Below are 19,614 nucleotides of genomic sequence, written 5' to 3' on the forward strand. Positions count from 1 at the left end.
ATATGTCGAAAACTATTTTAACTAAAGAAGAACCTCAAATGTTTGGGCACCCTAAAGGCCTGTTTTATTTATTCTTTGCCGAGTTATGGGAACGTTTTAGTTTCTATGGTATGCGTGCTTTACTTACGCTATACATGGTGCAAGAAATTTTTAAAGCTATAGTTGAGCGAGACGCAGCAACAGCAGTTGTATATGCTTCTTACGGTTCTTTGGTGTACGCATCTACGGTTATTGGAGGGCAAATTTCCGATAAAATATTAGGTATGCGTAGCTCTATTTTTTTAGGAGGTGTTTTAATGGCATTAGGACATTTTGTTTTAGCTATCGAAAATAATATAGCTTTCTTTTTGGCATTAGCACTAATTGTTGTAGGTAATGGGTTTTTTAAACCAAATATTTCAACTTTTGTGGGATCTTTGTATGAAGATGGCGATGTTAGAAAAGATTCTGGTTTTACCATATTCTATATGGGAATTAATATTGGAGGGTTTGTAGCACCGCTTTTATGTGGGTGGTTAGCTGCTAAATATGGTTGGCATTATGGATTTGGTCTAGCTGGTATAGGCATGTTAACAGGCTTAATATTCTTTTGGAGTGGAATAAAAAAGAATGTGTTTGGAGATAGAGGCTTGCCGCCAAGCATAGAGGTTTATGAAAAAAAGATTTTGGGAGTTCCACAAAAAACACTTATTCCTATTATAGCATTTTTAAGCGCCCCTTTAATAGCATACTTACTTTCTGCATGGCAACAAAACTACGTTGGTTTTATATTTAAATTTATTGGCTTTGGTGTTTTAGGATACATTGTTTACATCATGATTAAGTTAGATAATACTGCTCGTAAAAAACTATTTATGGCAGTTTTAATTACGTTTTTTATGACTCTATTTTGGGGTTTTCATGAGCTTTCTGGTAGCGTAATAACATTGTTTGCATCAAGAAATGTAGATTTAAGTGGTATAATGAATGCGAGCCAGACTAATGCATTAAACTCTATGTTTATAATTATTTTAGCAATACCAATTTCTTTGTTATGGGCGTATTTAGCAAAAAAGAATTTAAACCCAAGAACACCTTATAAATTTGGTTTAGGGTTAGTTTTAGCAGGTGCCAGTTTTTATATTTTAGCACAAAGTGGCGCTAGTGCAGATGCAAACGGTATGGTTCCATTTGCATATTTATTTATTATGTATTTTATAATTTCTATTGGCGAGTTATTTATGTCGCCTGTTGGATTGTCTAAAATTACAGATTTATCACCAAAAAATGTAGTGGCTTTTATGATGGGTGTTTGGTTTTTGTCATCTGCCTATGCATTTCAAATAGTTGGCTTTATATCTGAACAATTAGCCGTAGAAAGTACAGATGCTAATGTAGGAGGTTTAGACACTTTAACAATATATACCGATGGTTTTATGTTAATTGCTAAATACGCATTAGGAGCAGGATTAATTGTTGTAGCTTTTTCTCCATTAATGAAAAAGTTAATGGGTAAAGTACATTAAAATTAATAAACTAATTTCAAGATTATAACTAAATATTATGGCAGAGAATACAACAGATCAATTTTTTAAAAGCACCGTTTTAGGTCATCCATCAGGATTATTTGTGTTATTTTTTACAGAAATGTGGGAGCGTTTTTCGTATTACGGAATGCGATCATTATTGGTGTTGTTTTTAACAGCATCATTACTTGATGAAGGCTGGGGGTGGCCACGAGAACATGCAATGGCTTTATTTGGTTCTTATGTTGGTTTGGTTTATTTGTCAACCATGATGGGAGGTTATTTTGCCGATAAGTTAATTGGCTTTAGGTATGCTGTGTTAGTAGGAGCGTTGTTAATGACTATGGGACATGCTTCAATGGCTTTTGAAACCGAATGGTCTATATATTTAGGGCTTGGTCTGTTAATTTTAGGCAATGGTTTCTTTAAGCCTAACATGACATCTATTATATCAGAAATGTATAAAGATAGGCCGCAGAAAAAAGATGGTGCATATACTATTTTTTATATGGGTGTTAATGCTGGTTCATTTATTGGTATTATTTTATGTGGCTATTTAGGCGAACAAATAGGTTGGAGCTTAGGTTTTGGTTTAGCTGGAATATTTATGCTTTTTGGTTTGGTGCAGTTTTGGTTGTCTCAAAATATATTTGGAAACATTGGTTTAAAACCTAAAAAAGATGATGCAAACTCTATTCAAGCACTCGATAAAGATAAACGAGTGCCTTTTACATCATGGCAATTAGGTCTAATTCTTGTTATGGTATTGTTAGGTTTATTATGGATACTAAATGCCCCAGCAACAACCATTTCTGGAGGCAATATAAATGTGTTTTCTTTCCTAGGCGAAAATGGTAATAATATAGCCATTTTAACAGCCTTAGGGTTGTTTCTAGTGTTGCTAATTTATAGATTTACACAGTATTCTAAAATTACTAGAGATAAATTAATAGCAGTAACATTTTTTGCTATACTTTCTGTTTTCTTTTGGGCTATTTTCGAGCAGGCTCCTGGGTCTTTAACCATATTCGCAAATGATTATACAGATAGGACTTTAGACGGATCGTCTGCTACCATTTTTAGAATAGTAAATTCCTGTATGGTAGTTATACCATTAGGAATTATAACTTGGGTTTTGTATTTGTTGTTTAAGCAAACTTTTGCTAAATACAAGTGGGCAAATGTGGTGTTAAGCATCAGTTTTATTATTGTTTGGGCTATTGCTATTTGGATGTTAATTAATCAGTTTAAAGACGATAATTTAGAAATTCCTGCTTCATGGTTTGCGAGTTTAAATTCATTATATATAATAACTTTAGCGCCATTATTCTCAAAATGGTGGGAGAGTAAATATAATCCATCGGCCAATGGAAAATATGGTATAGGTATGTTTCTTCTTGCTTTAGGAATGGCTTGTGTAGCTTTTGGGGCTATGGGAATTGAACCCGGAGCAAAAACGGCTTCAGTAAGTATCATTTGGCTTGTTTTAGTTTACTTATTTCATACTATGGGAGAATTATGTATCTCTCCTGTTGGATTATCTTATGTTAGTAAGCTTGTGCCAGCAAGAATGATTGCTTTTATGTTTGGGGTTTGGTATTTAGCTATTGCTATAGGAATGAAAGGCGCAGGTGTTTTTGGAGAAAATGTAGATAAAATAGCTAATGAAAACGGAATTAGTTACTTCTTTTGGATTTTAACCATTGTTTCGGTTGTAGTTGGAGTTGTGTCTATTTTATTTCAGCCTATTATAAAAAAGCTAATGCACGGTGTGCGTTAATCGAATAAATAGTTAAAAAATATTCAAAAAGCTCCTAATTAGGAGCTTTTTTTGTAAGTTCGGAACAACTTTTGCAACTTAGTTAATTATGAAAAATACAATATTATTAGTGTTAGCAATAACTTTTATAAATTTAAAGGCTTCAGCACAACAAATTAATTGGATATCGCTTGAAGAAGCTGTTGAGCTTCAAAAGAAAACACCAAAAAAAATAATGATGGATGTTTATACCAATTGGTGTGGTCCATGTAAAATGTTAGATAAAAATACTTTTCAGAATAAAGATGTGGCAAACTATGTAAATAAACATTATTATGCTGTTAAGTTTAATGCGGAAGGGAATGATGAGATTAACTTTAACGGTAAAACATTTACGAATCCAAATTATAATCCGAACTTATCAAATAGAAGAAATTCCGCTCATGAATTATCGCGGTATTTCCAGATTAAAGCATTTCCAACCATTGTTTTTTTAGATGAAAACGGAAGTATGATCTTTCCTCTTAAAGGCTATAAAACACCTTTGCAGATAGAGTTGTATTTGAAGATGTTTAATAAAGACGACCACAAAATATTAGATACTCAAGAAAAATTTAACGAGTATTATAAGGCATTTAAACCAGAATTTAAAGGGTAGAGCAAAAAATATAAAAATGAAAAAAATTATAATAACACTTACTTTATGTGTACTAATATCAGGTTATAGCTTTTCTCAAGAACGGCTAACTTGGTATACAGATGTTAATACTGCTCTTGAAGTTGCTATTAAAGAAAACAAAAAAGTAATGTTGTTTTTTACAGGGTCAGACTGGTGTGGTTGGTGTAAAAAATTGCAAAGCGAAGTTTTTAAAACTTCAGAATTTGAAAAATGGTCCAATAATTTAGTTCTAGTAGAGCTAGATTTTCCTAGAAGAACCCCTCAAGATGAAAAAATTAAAGCCCAAAATATGCAATTACAAAGCATGTTTAAAGTAAGAGGCTACCCTGCCGTACACTTTGTTAGTCCAGAAAAATTACCTGATGGAAGAATGAATTTAAATAACCTAGGAAAAACGGGTTATGTTAGAGGTGGAGCAAGTAAATGGCTAGAAGTGGCTAATAATATTGTAAAACGGGTCATTTAAAAATTTAATATTTTATAATAAAAGCTCCCTTTTTACTAGTTTGATGAAAAGGGAGTTTTCTTTTTTTACAAACTTGTTCCCAACGTTCTGTATAAGATTTATAATTGCTGCCATCTGCAATAATTTGTTTGGGGTTAATAGAATCAATCAATCGGTTTAAATTAATTTTAGGAGATTGCCTTAATAAAACATAGCGAGGCTTAAGAGAGCTTAAATTATAGGTGCTTAAACTATCTATTACTAATAAGTAATTGTTATTAAATTGATATAGCGACGATATAGTTTCGTTTTTAATTTTATTTATATTGTTTCCTACGCGATAATTGGTAATTAAGGTGTTTGTTTTTTTAGTAATACTGTCAAAATCATCAGCCACTATAAGCATGTTATTGGTTTTGTTTGCTAAAAGACTAAATCTGCTTTTATGAAATACAATAAACTCGTTAGGTGCCCTATTAAATTTATTAAAAATAAACACGCCTTGAATAATAAAAATAGTTATTAAAAACAGCTTAAGGTTTTTGTAATTTCTTTTAATAAATAGCTTTAAAAAGCATATTATCATTAAATAAGTAGCTAGAACTTGTAAAAAGTTAAAAGGAATATCGTGTAACAAAAAAGCCTCTTGTTTTGCTACCCAACCAATAAAGCCATTCATGTAGCTTATTATGTGGCCGTAAATGTCTGCTCCAATTTGTGGTAAAACGTTAATGAGAGCTAACAAAATAACAAGAATGCCAAGTCCTAAAATAACGCCTAATAATGGAATGATAACTAAATTGGATATAAAAAACAATCCTGGAAATTGATGAAAATAAAATAGACTTAAAGGAAGTATACCTAATTGAGCAGAAATGGTTACAGTAAATGTGTGCCATAATTTATTTAAAATCCAGTATTTTGGTTTCCAAAGTTTATATAATAAAGGGTCTATGCTAACAATTGCAAAAACAGCCAAATAACTAAGTTGAAAACCTACATCAAATAAAAATAAAGGTTTAAAAAGTAATATAAAAAACATACTAATGGCTAGGGTGTTGTAAATATTTGTTGGTCTGTTAAGGTTTAATGCTAAAGCAACAATACTAAACATGGTAACAGCTCGTGTAACCGAAGCCGATAGTCCTGCTATTAAGGCAAACCCCCATAAAATAGAAACAAGTAGTATGGTTTTTATTATTATACCATATTTAAGGCGTTCTAATGGTTTAAAAATGTAATTTAATAGTAATAGAATAACACCTACATGAAGTCCTGAAACCGCTAAAATGTGTATGGCTCCTGCATTGGTGTAGTTTGTGTAAACATCTTCACTTATGTCTTGGCGTTGCCCTAATAAAAGTGCGTTTATTATCGATATTTCGTCGGGTTTAAAGCGATAAGGCTTTAGTTTTTTGTTAATATGTTGCCTAATATTGTTAGCAAAGCCTAAAAGTGTTTTTATGTTAGATTTTACGCTTAATAAATGTGCTTTAGTTGCAAAAATCTGATGGTAAATATATTTTTTGTCTAAATAGTTTTTGTAATTAAATTGATGCGGGTTTAGTGGATTGTTTACATTAGTAAAGTTTGTTCTGCTAATAAAAACATCGTCTATCTTTAAAGTAGGTTTTAAAGAATCTTTTTTTATGTTTAAAAGTGTTTTTCCTGTTACTTTATAAGTGTTAATTTGTAATAAATCAACAACATATTTGTTGTGATAAGCACTAGGTTTTAATACTTCGCGAATTTTAAAAGTAATTGTTAATGTAGGGTTATTATCCTTAGAAATAATATTTGTGTAATGGCTATAAAAATTTTTGGGGTTATGAAAGTTGGTTGTTAAAATACCTAAAGAAATGGTAACTAAATATGTTATTGTTCCAAACCAAACAGACTTAAAAAATTGTTTTCTTGAAATTAAATATAAAGCAAATAAAATAGCTAATAGTAATGTTGTTGTTGTTATTGATGCGTGTAGCGGAATTTTAATTAAATACCCAATACCAATCCCGAAAACGAGACAAAACGTTAATTTTATAATGGGGAAATTGAGTAATTTCATACTCAGGTAAGATATAAAATAATCTTATAAAACTCTTCTAGCTTCATAAAAAGCTTTTAACCAATAGGTTTCATTAAGCCCAGATATAATAACCCCTTTGCTTGTTGTAGAATGAATAAATTTAATATCGTTATCTCTAATATCAATAATTAGCCCAACATGGTTTATAGAGTTTCTTCTGTTACCTGTTTTAAAAAAAAGTAAGTCGCCTTTTAATACTTTGTTAAGTTTAATTTTATGGCCTTTTTTAGCCATGTCTCTTGAAATTCTGGGAAGTATAATATTTGAAAATTTAAAAGACTCGTATACTAATCCAGAACAATCCATGCCAGACTTAGTTGTGCCTCCCCACTTATAGCGAACACCTTTAAATTGTTTAGCATAATCTATAATGTTTTGAGCTTTCGATTTGGTAGGGCTTGCTTTAAAAGCAGTAGTTTTATTATCTTCTTTCTTGTTTATAGGTGTTTTTTGTTTATTTTTTTTAGTTATAATTTTTGTGCTTGAAGCTTTTTTGTTTTTAGCGCGTTTTGTTGATTTACAGCTACTAAAACTTAAAAATAGAAGTAAGATTATTATAATTCTATACATTAAAAATTAAGGTTTAATAGACTTGTAAATTAACTTAGCTGTATTCTGGCTTGCGCCTTTGCCTCCTAGTTTTTTTTCTAATTCGAAATACTCTAAAAACAACTTTTCTCTGTTTTTACTGTCTAAAATGTTGTCTAATTCTTTTTTTAAACGCTTTTTGTTAAATTCGTTTTGAATAAGCTCTGTAACCACTTCTTTGTCCATAACTAAATTTACTAACGAAATAAATTTTAAAGTTATAATTCGTTTGGCTATTTGATACGAGATATTGCTGCCTTTGTAGCAAACAACTTGTGGTACTTTAAATAATGCGGTTTCTAATGTTGCCGTGCCAGAAGTTACTAGTGCAGCAGTAGAGATGCTTAACAAATCGTAAGTTTTATTTGCAATAAATTTAACAGAGGTAGACTTAATAAATGGCTCATAAAAGCTGTAGTCTTGGCTTGGAGCTCCGGCAATTACAAATTGGTAATTGGGGTAATTGTCTGCTAAACTTAGCATTACGGTAAGCATTTTTGTAATTTCTTGTTTTCGGCTACCTGGTAATAAAGCAATAATAGGTTTTTTTCCTAATTGGTTGTTTTCTCTAAATTTAAATTCGTCTACTTGTTCGCGATTGGCTATAGCATCAATTAAGGGGTGACCAACAAAAGTTACGTTGTAATTATGTTTTTTGTAAAAAGGTTTTACAAAAGGTAATATAACATACATATTATCTATATCGCGTTTTATGGCTTTTACACGACTAGCTCTAGATGCCCAAACTTGTGGGGAGATGTAGTAGCTCGTTTTAAACTTTTGTTGTTTTGCCCATTTGGCAATACGTAAATTAAAACCAGAATTATCTATAAAAACAACAACATCAGGATTAAAATTTGAAATATCGTTTTTACAGTAAGCAATATCTTTGAAAATTTTGTTAAGGTTCATTATAACTTCAATAAACCCCATAAAAGCACGTTCTTTATAGTGTTTTACTAAAGTGCCTCCAACGGCAGACATAAGGTCGCCTCCCCAAAACCTAATATTAGCATTTTCATCTTCTTTTAGCAATGCTTTCATAAGGTTAGAACCATGTAAATCGCCCGAAGCTTCTCCTGCAATAATATAATACTTCATTTAGAAGAGTTTAAAAACAAATGTAAAAACGGCAATAAATACAGTAATTAACAAAACGCCTCTGGCGCGGTAATCTTGTCTTTTTTTTATAAAAATAAAAAAGGCAATAAGGTTTAATATAGCACCTAAACTAATTAGTTTACCTAGAAAACCTTCGTTAGCGGCGGCTTTAATTACTTGGGTAAAATCGTCTCCTTTACCTAATAAATTGGCAGCTAAAAATAAGCCTATAGCATTGGCTAATAAGCCAACAAACATGCCAATAAAAATATCTTTTCTCATTTATGTTATTTTACGGTTAGGTAATTATAAATTCCAACTATTTAAATCTTTTATAAAATAATGTGCTGTTAAATCGAACTGCGAAGGTACAATAGATATGTACCCATTTTCAAGTGCCCATTCATCGGTATCTTCTCCGCCATCTAAATTAACAAAATTACCAGTAAGCCAATAATAATCTTGGCCTTGCGGAGTTTTTCGTTTGTCAAACGCTTCAACCCAATTGGCTTTCGCTTGTCTGCAAATTTTAATACCTTTAATATCTTCTTTTAAAACATTAGGGATATTAACGTTTAAAACAACACCATTTGGTAATCCTTGTTTTAAAACTTGTTGTGTAATAGTTTTTATATAAGGTTTAGAGGCTTCAAAATTAGCATCCCAACTATAATCTAATAGAGAGAATCCTATAGCGGGAATACCTTCAATACCAGCCTCGATAGCAGCGCTCATAGTTCCAGAGTAAATAACGTTTATCGATGCGTTAGAGCCATGGTTAATACCAGACACACAAAGGTCTGGTGTTTTATTTGTAAGTTCTCTTATGGCAAGTTTTACGCAATCTGCAGGTGTGCCAGAACAGCTAAATTCTTTTTGGGGGCCGTCATTAAAATGCACTTCTTTAGAGTATAAAGTAGAGTTTAAGGTTATGGCATGCCCCATACCACTTTGAGGGCTGTCTGGAGCAACTACCACAACATCGCCAATGGTATTCATAACAGAAATTAAAGCTCTAATGCCAGGGGCGTTTATGCCATCATCATTAGTAACAAGTATAAGTGGCTTTTTGTTCATTAAGAATTAATAATATTCATCGCTAAAATACATAATTTCATTAGTAAACACCCAATTTCTTTGCTTTAACAAAAAATTAGTAGCAATTCAAGGAATTGGCATGGTTTTTTCTTTATTTTAGTGAAAAATATGCTGTGCTTTCCAGAAGCAAAAAAGATAAACTTATGAAGAATATTATGAAAAGGAATTATAAAATACTATCCTTATTACTACTACTAGCTTTTGCTTCTTGTAGTTTTACCTCAAAAAAATTTAGTAATCCAGATAAAGATAAATTACTAATTCAAATAATAACATTTGTTTTAGAGCAAGGACATTTTGATCCTTTAACGTTAGACGATGCGTTTTCTGAAGAATTATTTGTAGATTATATAGAAGTTGTAGATCCAGTAAAACGATATTTTTACGAGTCTGATTATAAGGATTTTGAAAAATTTAAATTAACTATTGACGACCAACTTAAAATTGCCGACATTACTTTTTTTAATGTAGTAAACGAACGAATGCTAAAACGTATTGAAGAGGCTAAAGCAATCTATAAGGAAGTTCTGTCTAAACCTTTTGATTATACTATTAATGAAGAGTTTGAAACAAATTATGAAAATAATAATTTTGTTAAAACCAAAAAAGAAATGAAAGATAGATGGAGAAAACAATTAAAATTCTCTACACTATCAAACTACGATGATATTAAAGAAGAAGAAAAAAGAAATAAAGAAAAAAATCCGGAATATGTTTTAAAATCTGAGACGCAAATAGAGAAAGAAGCGCGCGAGGCTACATTAAAATCTATAGATATATATTTTGAAGATTATATTGATGATCAAAAAAGAGAAGATTGGTTTGCTATTTATGTTAATACCATAGTTGAAGAGTTCGACCCGCATACATATTACCTAGCGCCTAAAGGAAAAGAAGATTTCGACCAAAGAATGTCTGGTAAATTAGAAGGAATAGGTGCAAGGCTACAAAAGCGAATGGATTATATTAAAATAGTAGAGCTAATTTCTGGTGGACCAGCTTGGAGAAGTAATGAGTTAGAGGTTGAAGATATTATTTTAAAAGTAAAACAAGAAGACGAGGAGTTTCCTGTAAATATAGTAGGCATGCGAATTAACGATGCTATAAAATATATAAAAGGCCCAAAAGGTACAAAGGTAACCTTAACCGTAAAAAAGGTAGACGGTACAGTAAAAGATATAGAAATTGTTAGAGATGTTGTAGAGTTGGTAGAAACCTACGCAAAATCTTCTGTAGTCGAAAAAGATGGAAAAACATTTGGTGTAATAAATTTGCCAGCTTTTTATGTCGATTTTCAAGATTACAAAAATGTAAATGCAGCAAAAGATGTAAAACATGAAATTGAGCGTTTAAAAGAAGACGGAATAGAAGGTTTGGTACTCGATTTACGTAATAATGGAGGAGGATCTTTACCTGCAGTTGTCGATATGGCTGGGCTATTTATTAAAGACGGCCCTATAGTACAAGTACGCTCTACAAACCAGCCTAAAGAAGTTTTAAAAGATAGAGATAAGTCTATTACCTGGGATGGTCCATTGGTTATTTTGGTAAACGAAATATCGGCTTCGGCATCAGAAATAATGGCGGCGGCTATGCAAGATTATAAACGAGCTATTATTATTGGAGGTAAGCAAACATACGGAAAAGGAACCGTTCAAAGTGTTATCGATTTAAATAGCTGGTTAAGAAATAATACTAGCGGAGATTTTGGAGCTCTAGCGCTTACCAGACAAAAATATTACAGAATTAATGGAGGTTCGGTTCAGTTAGAAGGTGTTAAGAGCGATGTAAATGTGCCAGGACGTTTCAGTTTTATTGATGTAGGAGAAAAGGATAAAGATAATCCATTGCCTTATGATGAAATTGATGCAGCCGAATACACGCCTTGGGAGTATTATTTTGATTATGATGCTACGGTTAAAAAAAGTAAAAACCGCATGAGTAATAACGAACAATTAAAATTAATTGAAGAAAACGCTAAATGGGTTAAAAGTAAAATAGACGAAACCTTATACTCCTTAAATTATAAAACGTATAAAAATCAATTAGAAGCAAGCGAGCTAGAAGCTGGTAAATTTAAAGCTATTTCCGATTACAATACAAATTTAACTTTTAAGTCGCATAGCTATGAAAAAGCACTTATGGAGCAAGATACTACCGATTTAAAAGAAAAGCGCAAACGCTGGCATGCTAGTTTAAGTAAAGATGTTTATATAGAGGAAGCATTAAATGTATTAGAAGATTTAAAGACAGCTTACCCAATTAAAAAGATGGCCACAGTACAAAAATAAAACCATAAAGGGTATTTAATGTATTATAAGTCAAACTCATTAAAACAGTTAGCGCTCCAAAAGTTTAAAAAAAACTTTTGGGGCGTTTTCAGTTTTTGTTTTATTGTTTTAGTAGGAATTATTTCTGTGTTTGCTTATGCTTTTGCACCAGATAATTCGCAATATGCAAATCAAATGCATTTAGCTATCCACTCAGAAAAACCAGGGTTTAAAGTGTTAATGCTAACTATACCTTCAGAAATTAAAACGCAACAAAGCGGGTTTAATAAACTTTTTTTTGGAAGGAAAAACACTAATTCTGAAATTCCTATTTCACAATATCAAATAAATAATAATATTTTAACATATAAGGAATATGCAGCCGATGGGCTAGAAGGCTCAGAAAAAACAATTAACCTTTCTAGATTTCCAGATCATGCAGTACAAGATTATATAAAAGAAAAAAGCTTTCTTTTTGGAACAGATAAATATGGTCGCGATTTATTAAGTCGAGTTTTAGTTGGTGCCAGAATCTCATTTTTTATTGGTTTTGTAGCAGTAATTATTTCTTTACTAATAGGTGTGTTTATGGGGAGTTTAGCAGGTTATTATGGAGGGAAAGTAGATGCGGTAATTATGTGGATTATAAATGTAACTTGGTCAATCCCTACATTATTATTAGTTATTGCAATAACATTAGCACTAGGAAAAGGTTTTTGGCAAGTATTTATAGCGGTTGGTTTAACCATGTGGGTTGAGGTAGCTAGAGTTGTTCGTGGGCAAATAATAAGTGTTAAAGAAATGCAGTATGTAACCGCCGCAAGAGCACTAGGGTTTAATGATTTTAGAATTATAACTAAGCATATTTTACCAAATATAATGGCGCCAGTTATTGTAATTTCGGCAGCAAACTTTGCAGCAGCTATACTAATAGAAAGCGGTTTAAGTTTTTTAGGAATAGGAGCGCAACCGCCTATGGCAAGTTGGGGTGCTATGATTAAAGATCATTACAATTATATAATTTTAGGAAAACCATATTTAGCCATTATACCTGGGTTTTGTATTATGAGTCTAGTTATGGCTTTTATGCTTATTGGTAATGCGTTAAGAGATGCGTTGGATGTAAAAAGATAAAAGGTAGATGTGTTTTAAGCTTTAGTTAAAACATATTTTAATTTATATCCAGCTCCATATTACAATTTAGACCATCAATATATTCTAAAACCTCTTCTTTACCTATGTTTTTCGATGATGATGTAATAAAGTAATTAGGCATCTCTTCCCAAGTTTCTAGAAGTATATTTTTGTAATCATTAACATGGTTATCAATGGCTTGAGGTTTTAATTTATCGGCCTTAGTAAAAACAATAGAAAAAGGAATGCCGTTTTCGCCTAGCCATTGCATAAATTCTAAATCTATAGGCTGTGGTTTGTGCCTAACATCAACCAAAACAAAAGCGGTAACTAGTTGTTCGCGCAAAGCAAAATATTGTGTAATAAATTTTTGAAATACTTTTTTTGCGCTTTTAGAAACTCTAGCGTAACCATAGCCAGGTAAATCTACTAAGTGCCAGTTTTTGTTAATTAAAAAATGATTAATAAGTTGGGTTTTTCCTGGTCTACCCGAGGTTTTAGCTAAGCTTTTTCTGCTGGTTAGCATGTTTATTAACGATGATTTTCCAACGTTACTTCTTCCTATAAAGGCATATTCTGGTAACCTGCTTTTGGGGCATTTTTCAACATCAGAGTTGCTAACTACAAATTCGGCCGATTTTATTTTCATGATAATGAATGTTTTTCATTCCCATGAATACGGGAATCTTATTAATAAATTAAAGTCCTTTTTTTTGTAACCAATTATCAAGGATAGAGTTAAACTCTTCGGGGTGTTCCATCATAGCAGCGTGTCCGCATTTGTCAATCCAAAACAATTCAGAGTTTGGTAGTAATTCATTAAATTCTTCGGCAACTTCTGGAGGTGTTACACTATCATTTTTACCCCAAATAATGCAAGTTGGAGTTGTAAAATGCGGTAAATCTTTAGCCATATTATGTCTTATAGCGCTTTTTGCTATTGCTAAAGTTTTTACAAGTTTATTTCGGTCGTTAACAGTTTCGTATACTTCATCAACAATCTCTTTGGTAGCAACTGCGGGATCGTAAAAAACATCTTGAGCTTTCTTTTTTATAACTTCGTAATCGCTACGTTTTGTGTAACCGCCGCCCATGGCATTTTCGTACAAGCCAGAACTACCTGTAATTATTAAAGCTTTTACTGTTTCTGGATAAAGTTTGGTGTGGTATAATCCTATGTGCCCTCCCAATGAGTTTCCTAGTAAAATAACCTCTTTGTAGCCTTTAAAACTAATAAAGTCGTTTAAGTATTTTGCAAAATGTTTAACATTGGTTTTTATTAAAGACATGCTGTAAATAGGTAGCTCGGGTATAAGTACCTTGTATCCTTTATTGCTAAAATAATCAGTTACAGCATCAAAGTTACTTAATCCTCCCATTAAGCCGTGAAGCACAATTATAGGGGTGCCTTCTCCTGCTTCTATATAGCTGTAGTTTTTTTCTTTTTTTAAGCGATGCGTCATCAATCGGTTAGTCATTCATTCAATAAAAACAAATATAGTTATTTCATTCATATTTCCATCATAATAATTTTTATCAAGTAGAAACATTTATTCTTCAAGTAGTTTTTTTGTTGAAAGACAAATAGAATATATTAACAATATAAATAATTCTGAAAAAATAAAACTAAATGTTGGTTAAGCTCTTTGTAATTCGGGGTTAGAAAATTTTAAATCGGATTAAAAACTAATTTAAACGAAAATTTATTAACAAAGTGGTATTAAGTGGTATAAAGTGGGATATTTTTCAATATATTTGAAACTTAAACGTTTAAAAGTCAGATAAACCGCTTTGGATTTAATTACAGGCACATACGATTGTAAAGTTGATGCAAAAGGCAGATTAATGATGCCTGCTGCAATCAAAAAACAACTTTCTGCAATTTTGCAGGATGGTTTTGTGATTCGTCGTTCTGTATTTCAAAAGTGTTTAGAGCTTTACCCAATGGCCGAATGGCAAGCGGTAATGCAGAAAATGAATAAGTTAAATAAGTTTAAAAAAAAGAATAACGATTTTATTAGAAGGTTTACAGCAGGGGCAAAAATGGTTGAGGTTGATGTGAATGGAAGGTTGTTAATACCTAAAGATTTAACCGTTTTTGCAGACATATCAAAAAATATAGTAGTGGCTTCGGCTATTAATATTATTGAGATTTGGGATAAAGATTTATATGAACAAGCCATTGATGATGCAGCTATTGATTTTGCAGATTTAGCTGAAGAGGTGATGGGACAAGATGACGATGAGCATGGAATATCATAACCCTGTACTTTTAAAAGAAACGGTTGATGGTTTAAATATAAACCCAGATGGCATTTATGTGGATGTTACCTTTGGTGGTGGCGGGCATAGTAAAGAGATTCTTAGTAGGCTTGGAAGTGGCGGAAGGCTTTTTGCTTTCGATCAAGATGCTGATGCTCTTGAAAATACAATTGATGATGATAGGTTTACGCTAATTCATGAAAATTTTAGGTATATAAAGCGCTTTTTGAGGTTTCATGGGGTGAAGCAAGTTGATGGTGTTTTGGCTGATTTTGGAGTGTCGTCACATCAATTTGATGTAGCCGAGCGTGGTTTTTCTACGCGTTTTGAGGCCGATTTGGATATGCGCATGAATCAAGATAGTGAGTTGTCTGCCTTTCATGTGGTTAACGATTATGAGGAAGAGCAATTGAAGCAGGTTTTCTTGCAATATGGCGAGTTGCGAGCAGCACCAGCAATGGCAAGGCTAATTGTCGAGTTTAGAAAAAACGAACCAATAGTTACTAGTGGGCAGCTAAAAACGGTGCTAAGGAAGTTTTTGCCGCCGCGCCATGAAAATAAGGTGTTGGCACAAATTTATCAAGCGATTAGGATAGAGGTGAATCAGGAAATTGAGGTTTTAAAAGAGTTTTTGTTGCAAACGCCAGAGGTTTTAAGGGTTGGGGGAAGATTAAGTTTTATTTCATATCACTCTCTTGAAGATAGGTTGGTAAAAAGGTTTATAAGAAATGGTTTGTTTGAAGGAGAGCCCGAACGCGATATGTTTGGAAATTTTGAAGTGCCTCTTAAAAAAGTTAATGGGCTTATAGTGCCAACAGCAGAAGAAATTAAAATAAATAATAGAGCAAGAAGTGCAAAGCTTCGAGTTGCAGAAAAATTGTAAGTGAAAAAAAACATCTATAACATATTAAAAGGCACATTTCTGGTTAGTGATGACTCGTTTAGGAATTGGCGTTTAATCCTGTTTATATCTGGTCTTGCTATAATAATGATTGCAAGCTCGCATAGTGCAGATAAAAAGGTGTACGAGATTGCAAGGTTAAAAAACGAAGTTAAAGAAATGCGGTCGGCCTTTGTAGATGGACGCTCCAAACTTATGAGGCTTAAAATGGAGTCGAATGTGGTAAATATAATGAAAGATAAGGGGTTGGCGCCTTCTGTTATTCCGCCAAAAAAAATAAAAGTTAAATCGCAAAATTGAAAAAGTAGCCTTGGCAGTAAAAGAGAAAAACATATTGAACCGTTTGTATTTTATAGCTGGATGTATGTTCATCTTCGGCCTTGCTGTGGTGTTTAAATTATTAAGTATTCAGTTTCTGCAAGGCGATGTGTATAGGGCTAAAGCAACCGAGCGTGTTGTTAAAAATGTTGTAATTCCAGCAAATAGAGGTAATGTGTATTCTGTGAATGGTAATTTGTTGGCTACATCTATTCCTAAGTACGATATTCGTTTTGATGCTTTAACTCCAAAGCCTAAAACATTTGAAAAGTATGTAAAACCTTTTTGCGATTCGCTTTCAAAATATACAGGTAAATCTTCTAATAAATTAGAAAAAGCTATTAGGCGCGCTCGTGCAAATAAAAATAGGTATTATTTATTGGCTAGAAATATTAGTTATTCAGATTATATACGCCTAAGAAATTTTCCGCTGCTAAAATTAGGTGCTTTTAAAGGTGGTTTAATTGTCGAACAAACTACAAAACGAGAACATCCAATGGGTGGTATAGCGCAAAGAACTATTGGTTACGAGCGTATTGATGATAAAGGTAATGTTACAAGGCCTGGTATAGATGGGGCATTCGGGATAAAATATTTACGAGGTGTTGATGGGCAGCGAAAAAAACAACAAATAGGTAAAGGGCAATGGAAACCTTTGAGCGATGCTAATGAAATTGAGCCTAAAGATGGGTACGATGTATATACTACAATTGATGTGAATATACAAGATATAGCGCACCATGCATTGTTGGCTCAACTAGAAAAATATAAAGCAGATCATGGTTGTGTTGTGGTTATGGAAACTAAAACAGGTGAAATACGAGCTATTTCTAATTTAGGAAGAAATAAAAACGGGCACTATTACGAACGATTAAATTATGCGGTTGGAGAAAGTCATGAGTCGGGTTCTACATTTAAACTTATGGCGCTTGCTGCTGCTTTTGAAGATAAAGTTATTGATACAAGTGATGTTGTTGATACCGAAAAAGGAGTTTTAAGTTTTTACGGAAAAAAAGTACGAGACTCTAAGCATGGAGGTTACGGGAAAATAACAGTTTCTAAGGCGTTTGAAGTTTCTTCAAATACAGGGATTGTGAAAGTAATTGATCAAGCATATAGAAAACAACCTGAAAAATTTGTAGATAGGTTGTATGATATGAATCTTCAAGATAGTTTAAATCTTCCGTTAATAGGAGAGCCTAAACCTATTATACCAGACCCAAGAGTAAAGAATGGACGTTGGAGTGGTATAGCATTGCAATGGATGGCTTATGGTTATGGTGTTTCATTTACACCGCTTCAAACCTTAACGTTTTATAATGCTGTTGCTAATGATGGGGTAATGGTAAAACCAAGGTTTTTACGAGAGGTAAAAGAGTTTGATAAGGTAATCGAGCCTTTTGAAAAAGAGGTTATTAATAATCAAGTCTGTTCAAAAGAAACCATATTAAAGCTGCAGGATTTACTTAAAAACGTGGTAGAAAAAGAGCATGGTACAGGGCATCGCTTGTATTCAAAAAATTTCTCTATGGCTGGTAAAACAGGAACCTGCCAAAAGGACTATAGGGATAAGGAAAAACTAAATTATATTTCGTCTTTTGCGGGGTATTTCCCGGCAGAAAACCCTAAGTATTCTTGTATTGTTGTTATACACGAACCAGAGAAAGGTATTGGCTATTATGGGGCCGATGTTTCTGGGCCTGTATTTAAAAAAGTGGCTCAAAAAATATATACAGATACACCATTAATAGACGAAGTAGAGTCTTTAAGAGTTAATGTAACAGCTGTTAATAAAGAGTATGAAAGGTTTTATAAAACAGCACAAACTTATAAAACCATTATGCCAAACTTGGTTGGTATGCCGGCAATGGATGCTGTGGTGCTTTTAGAGAATATGCAGGTAGATATTAAGGTGAAGTTAGAAGGAAACGGTATTGTTAAAGCACAATCTGTAAGTAAAAATACAAAACTGAAGAATAATCAAAAAATTGTGTTAAAAGCATCATGATGGAGTTAAAAGACATATTGTATAAAGCTACATTAAATGCGGTTGTTGGGAGTACAAGCTTAAAAGTGTGTGCTGTTAATTTTGACTCAAGAAAGATTGAAAAAAACCATTTGTTTGTTGCTATTAGAGGGCTGCTTACAGATGGGCATGAGTATATTGATGCGGCTATTAAAAATGGAGCAGTAAGTGTTGTTTGCGAGAGTTTGCCGTCTAAATTAATAGATGGAGTAACATATATAGAGGTCGATAATTCTAATAAAGCCTTAGCTGTTATAGCTTCAAATTTTTACGGCAACCCATCGGCAAACTTGCGTTTGGTAGGAGTTACAGGAACTAATGGAAAAACAACAGTAACAAGTTTACTTTATCAGTTGTTTAAAAAAGCTGGGTATAAAGTGGGGTTATTGTCTACTGTAAAAATTATGGTTGATGAGAAAGCGTATAAAGCCACGCATACTACACCAGATTCGCTAACAATTAATAGGTATTTAAGCCAAATGAATGATGAAGGAGTAGAGTTTTGCTTTATGGAGGTAAGCTCGCATGGAATTCATCAATATAGAACCGAAGGATTGCATTTTGAAGGTGGGATTTTTACAAATCTATCTCATGATCATTTAGATTATCATAATTCATTTGCAGAGTATAGAGATGTAAAAAAGAAATTTTTTGATGAGTTGTCTAAGCAAGCTTTTGCGCTTGTAAATGCAGATGATAAGAATGGTTTAATAATGCTGCAAAATACTCAAGCTAAAAAATATACCTATGCGCTTAAACAGTATGCTAACTATAAAACTCAAATTTTAGAAAATCAGTTTGGTGGTTTGTTGTTAAAAGTTAACGAGAACGAGGTTTGGACAAAACTTATAGGGAATTTTAATGCTTATAATGTTTTGGCTATTTATGCTGCAGCCGAATTGTTAGGGTTAGAAAAGGTTGAAATACTACGTTTAATAAGCAATTTAGAAAGTGTAAGTGGTAGGTTTCAATACATTGTTTCAAATGATAAAATAACAGCTATTGTAGATTATGCGCATACACCAGACGCATTAAAAAATGTATTAGAAACTATTAATAGTATTCGCACCAAAAATGAAGAGTTAATTACGGTTGTTGGTTGTGGTGGCGATAGAGATAAAACAAAGCGTCCTAAAATGGGGCATATTGCTTCGGTATTAAGTACAAAAGTAATTTTTACTAGTGATAATCCTCGAAGTGAAAACCCTAATGCTATTTTAAGTGAAATTGAAGCCGGAGTAGAACCGCAAAATTTCAAAAAAACATTAACTATTGAGGATAGAAAGCAAGCTATAAAAACAGCTTGTCAAATGGCGCAACCTAACGATATTATTTTAATAGCAGGTAAAGGGCATGAGACTTATCAGGAAATTAAAGGCGAGCGTTTCGATTTTGACGATCTTAAAATAGTAAAAGAATTTTTAAAACAATTACAGAAATAA

General features: G+C 32.5%; 18 protein-coding genes. 11 read left to right on the plus strand and 7 right to left on the minus strand.

Annotated features, from left to right (window positions below):
• Positions 1-2: 2 nt before the first annotated feature.
• From ACNG5D_RS12205 to ACNG5D_RS12220, 4 genes are all read left to right on the plus strand, one after another.
• Positions 3-1,505 (plus strand): peptide MFS transporter, encoded by a 1,503-nt coding sequence (locus ACNG5D_RS12205; RefSeq protein ID WP_418183807.1) that lies wholly within the window; start codon positions 3-5, stop codon positions 1,503-1,505.
• Positions 1,506-1,542: 37 nt separating this feature from the next.
• The gene (locus ACNG5D_RS12210) at positions 1,543-3,285 is read left to right on the plus strand and encodes a peptide MFS transporter (protein ID WP_418183808.1); all 1,743 of its coding nucleotides are present in this window, start codon (positions 1,543-1,545) and stop codon (positions 3,283-3,285) included.
• Between the two features lie 88 nt (positions 3,286-3,373).
• Positions 3,374-3,922 (plus strand): thioredoxin family protein, encoded by a 549-nt coding sequence (locus tag ACNG5D_RS12215; protein WP_418183809.1) that lies wholly within the window; start codon positions 3,374-3,376, stop codon positions 3,920-3,922.
• Positions 3,923-3,938: 16 nt separating this feature from the next.
• Entirely contained in the window at positions 3,939-4,409 is a 471-nt protein-coding gene (locus ACNG5D_RS12220) for a thioredoxin family protein (protein ID WP_418183810.1), read from the plus strand.
• A 4-nt stretch (positions 4,410-4,413) separates the two neighbouring features.
• Here ACNG5D_RS12220 and ACNG5D_RS12225 read toward each other — a convergent pair whose 3' ends face one another.
• Genes ACNG5D_RS12225 through surE form a run of 5 tightly spaced genes read right to left on the minus strand, consistent with a single transcriptional unit; the run spans position 4,414 to position 9,240 of the window.
• Entirely contained in the window at positions 4,414-6,453 is a 2,040-nt protein-coding gene (locus ACNG5D_RS12225) for a ComEC/Rec2 family competence protein (RefSeq protein ID WP_418183811.1), read from the minus strand.
• A 24-nt stretch (positions 6,454-6,477) separates the two neighbouring features.
• Positions 6,478-7,044 carry a C40 family peptidase gene (locus ACNG5D_RS12230; protein WP_418183812.1) on the minus strand — a complete coding sequence of 189 codons (567 nt, stop codon included), beginning with the start codon at positions 7,042-7,044 and terminating at the stop codon, positions 6,478-6,480.
• A gap of 6 nt (positions 7,045-7,050) precedes the next feature.
• Positions 7,051-8,163, minus strand: a complete 1,113-nt coding sequence (gene lpxB, locus ACNG5D_RS12235; RefSeq protein WP_418183813.1) for a lipid-A-disaccharide synthase — start codon at positions 8,161-8,163, stop codon at positions 7,051-7,053.
• A complete protein-coding gene (locus ACNG5D_RS12240) occupies positions 8,164-8,445 on the minus strand; it encodes a hypothetical protein (protein ID WP_418183814.1) in 282 nt (93 codons plus the stop codon).
• A 24-nt stretch (positions 8,446-8,469) separates the two neighbouring features.
• Positions 8,470-9,240, minus strand: a complete 771-nt coding sequence (gene surE / locus ACNG5D_RS12245; protein WP_418183815.1) for a 5'/3'-nucleotidase SurE — start codon at positions 9,238-9,240, stop codon at positions 8,470-8,472.
• A gap of 176 nt (positions 9,241-9,416) precedes the next feature.
• On the opposite strand from surE, the gene ACNG5D_RS12250 reads away from it, so the two are divergent.
• Both ACNG5D_RS12250 and ACNG5D_RS12255 read left to right on the plus strand, forming a co-directional pair.
• Positions 9,417-11,552 (plus strand): carboxy terminal-processing peptidase, encoded by a 2,136-nt coding sequence (locus ACNG5D_RS12250; protein ID WP_418184071.1) that lies wholly within the window; start codon positions 9,417-9,419, stop codon positions 11,550-11,552.
• Positions 11,553-11,570: 18 nt separating this feature from the next.
• Entirely contained in the window at positions 11,571-12,665 is a 1,095-nt protein-coding gene (locus ACNG5D_RS12255; protein WP_418183816.1) for an ABC transporter permease, read from the plus strand.
• A 37-nt stretch (positions 12,666-12,702) separates the two neighbouring features.
• Here the strand turns inward: ACNG5D_RS12255 and yihA are convergent, their stop codons facing one another.
• Both yihA and ACNG5D_RS12265 read right to left on the minus strand, forming a co-directional pair.
• Complete coding sequence (gene yihA / locus ACNG5D_RS12260; protein WP_418183817.1) at positions 12,703-13,314, minus strand: ribosome biogenesis GTP-binding protein YihA/YsxC; 612 nt, start codon at positions 13,312-13,314, stop codon at positions 12,703-12,705.
• A 49-nt stretch (positions 13,315-13,363) separates the two neighbouring features.
• A complete protein-coding gene (locus ACNG5D_RS12265; protein WP_418184072.1) occupies positions 13,364-14,128 on the minus strand; it encodes an alpha/beta fold hydrolase in 765 nt (254 codons plus the stop codon).
• A gap of 328 nt (positions 14,129-14,456) precedes the next feature.
• Here ACNG5D_RS12265 and mraZ point away from each other — a divergent pair, with 328 nt between their 5' ends.
• The 5 genes from mraZ (at position 14,457) to ACNG5D_RS12290 (ending at position 19,614) form a co-directional block, all read left to right on the plus strand.
• Positions 14,457-14,927 (plus strand): division/cell wall cluster transcriptional repressor MraZ, encoded by a 471-nt coding sequence (gene mraZ, locus ACNG5D_RS12270; protein ID WP_418183818.1) that lies wholly within the window; start codon positions 14,457-14,459, stop codon positions 14,925-14,927.
• Complete coding sequence (gene rsmH, locus ACNG5D_RS12275) at positions 14,914-15,810, plus strand: 16S rRNA (cytosine(1402)-N(4))-methyltransferase RsmH (RefSeq protein ID WP_418183819.1); 897 nt, start codon at positions 14,914-14,916, stop codon at positions 15,808-15,810. The genes mraZ and rsmH overlap by 14 nt, the downstream gene beginning before the upstream one ends.
• Positions 15,811-16,128 carry an FtsL-like putative cell division protein gene (locus tag ACNG5D_RS12280; protein ID WP_418183820.1) on the plus strand — a complete coding sequence of 106 codons (318 nt, stop codon included), beginning with the start codon at positions 15,811-15,813 and terminating at the stop codon, positions 16,126-16,128. It abuts the gene before it with no gap.
• Between the two features lie 64 nt (positions 16,129-16,192).
• Positions 16,193-18,154, plus strand: coding sequence for a penicillin-binding protein (locus tag ACNG5D_RS12285; RefSeq protein ID WP_418184073.1), 1,962 nt, complete (start codon positions 16,193-16,195; stop codon positions 18,152-18,154).
• Positions 18,151-19,614: a UDP-N-acetylmuramoyl-L-alanyl-D-glutamate--2,6-diaminopimelate ligase gene (locus ACNG5D_RS12290; RefSeq protein ID WP_418183821.1), complete on the plus strand. Its 1,464-nt coding sequence runs from the start codon at positions 18,151-18,153 to the stop codon at positions 19,612-19,614. The genes ACNG5D_RS12285 and ACNG5D_RS12290 overlap by 4 nt, the downstream gene beginning before the upstream one ends.

It is taken from the genome of Algibacter ulvanivorans, from assembly GCF_048381495.1.
Classification (GTDB): Bacteria; Bacteroidota; Bacteroidia; order Flavobacteriales; family Flavobacteriaceae; genus Algibacter_B; species Algibacter_B ulvanivorans.

Bases quoted from the DNA above. Each gene is read 5' to 3' on its own strand.
- ACNG5D_RS12205 (WP_418183807.1), top strand. From the start codon at position 3: ATGTCGAAAACTATTTTAACTAAAGAAGAACCTCAAATGTTTGGGCAC.
- ACNG5D_RS12210 (WP_418183808.1), top strand. From the start codon at position 1,543: ATGGCAGAGAATACAACAGATCAATTTTTTAAAAGCACCGTTTTAGGT.
- ACNG5D_RS12215 (WP_418183809.1), top strand. From the start codon at position 3,374: ATGAAAAATACAATATTATTAGTGTTAGCAATAACTTTTATAAATTTA.
- ACNG5D_RS12220 (WP_418183810.1), top strand. From the start codon at position 3,939: ATGAAAAAAATTATAATAACACTTACTTTATGTGTACTAATATCAGGT.
- ACNG5D_RS12225 (WP_418183811.1), bottom strand. From the start codon at position 6,453: ATGAAATTACTCAATTTCCCCATTATAAAATTAACGTTTTGTCTCGTT.
- ACNG5D_RS12230 (WP_418183812.1), bottom strand. From the start codon at position 7,044: ATGTATAGAATTATAATAATCTTACTTCTATTTTTAAGTTTTAGTAGC.
- lpxB (WP_418183813.1), bottom strand. From the start codon at position 8,163: ATGAAGTATTATATTATTGCAGGAGAAGCTTCGGGCGATTTACATGGT.
- ACNG5D_RS12240 (WP_418183814.1), bottom strand. From the start codon at position 8,445: ATGAGAAAAGATATTTTTATTGGCATGTTTGTTGGCTTATTAGCCAAT.
- surE (WP_418183815.1), bottom strand. From the start codon at position 9,240: ATGAACAAAAAGCCACTTATACTTGTTACTAATGATGATGGCATAAAC.
- ACNG5D_RS12250 (WP_418184071.1), top strand. From the start codon at position 9,417: ATGAAAAGGAATTATAAAATACTATCCTTATTACTACTACTAGCTTTT.
- ACNG5D_RS12255 (WP_418183816.1), top strand. From the start codon at position 11,571: ATGTATTATAAGTCAAACTCATTAAAACAGTTAGCGCTCCAAAAGTTT.
- yihA (WP_418183817.1), bottom strand. From the start codon at position 13,314: ATGAAAATAAAATCGGCCGAATTTGTAGTTAGCAACTCTGATGTTGAA.
- ACNG5D_RS12265 (WP_418184072.1), bottom strand. From the start codon at position 14,128: ATGACGCATCGCTTAAAAAAAGAAAAAAACTACAGCTATATAGAAGCA.
- rsmH (WP_418183819.1), top strand. From the start codon at position 14,914: ATGGAATATCATAACCCTGTACTTTTAAAAGAAACGGTTGATGGTTTA.
- ACNG5D_RS12285 (WP_418184073.1), top strand. From the start codon at position 16,193: ATGTTCATCTTCGGCCTTGCTGTGGTGTTTAAATTATTAAGTATTCAG.
- ACNG5D_RS12290 (WP_418183821.1), top strand. From the start codon at position 18,151: ATGATGGAGTTAAAAGACATATTGTATAAAGCTACATTAAATGCGGTT.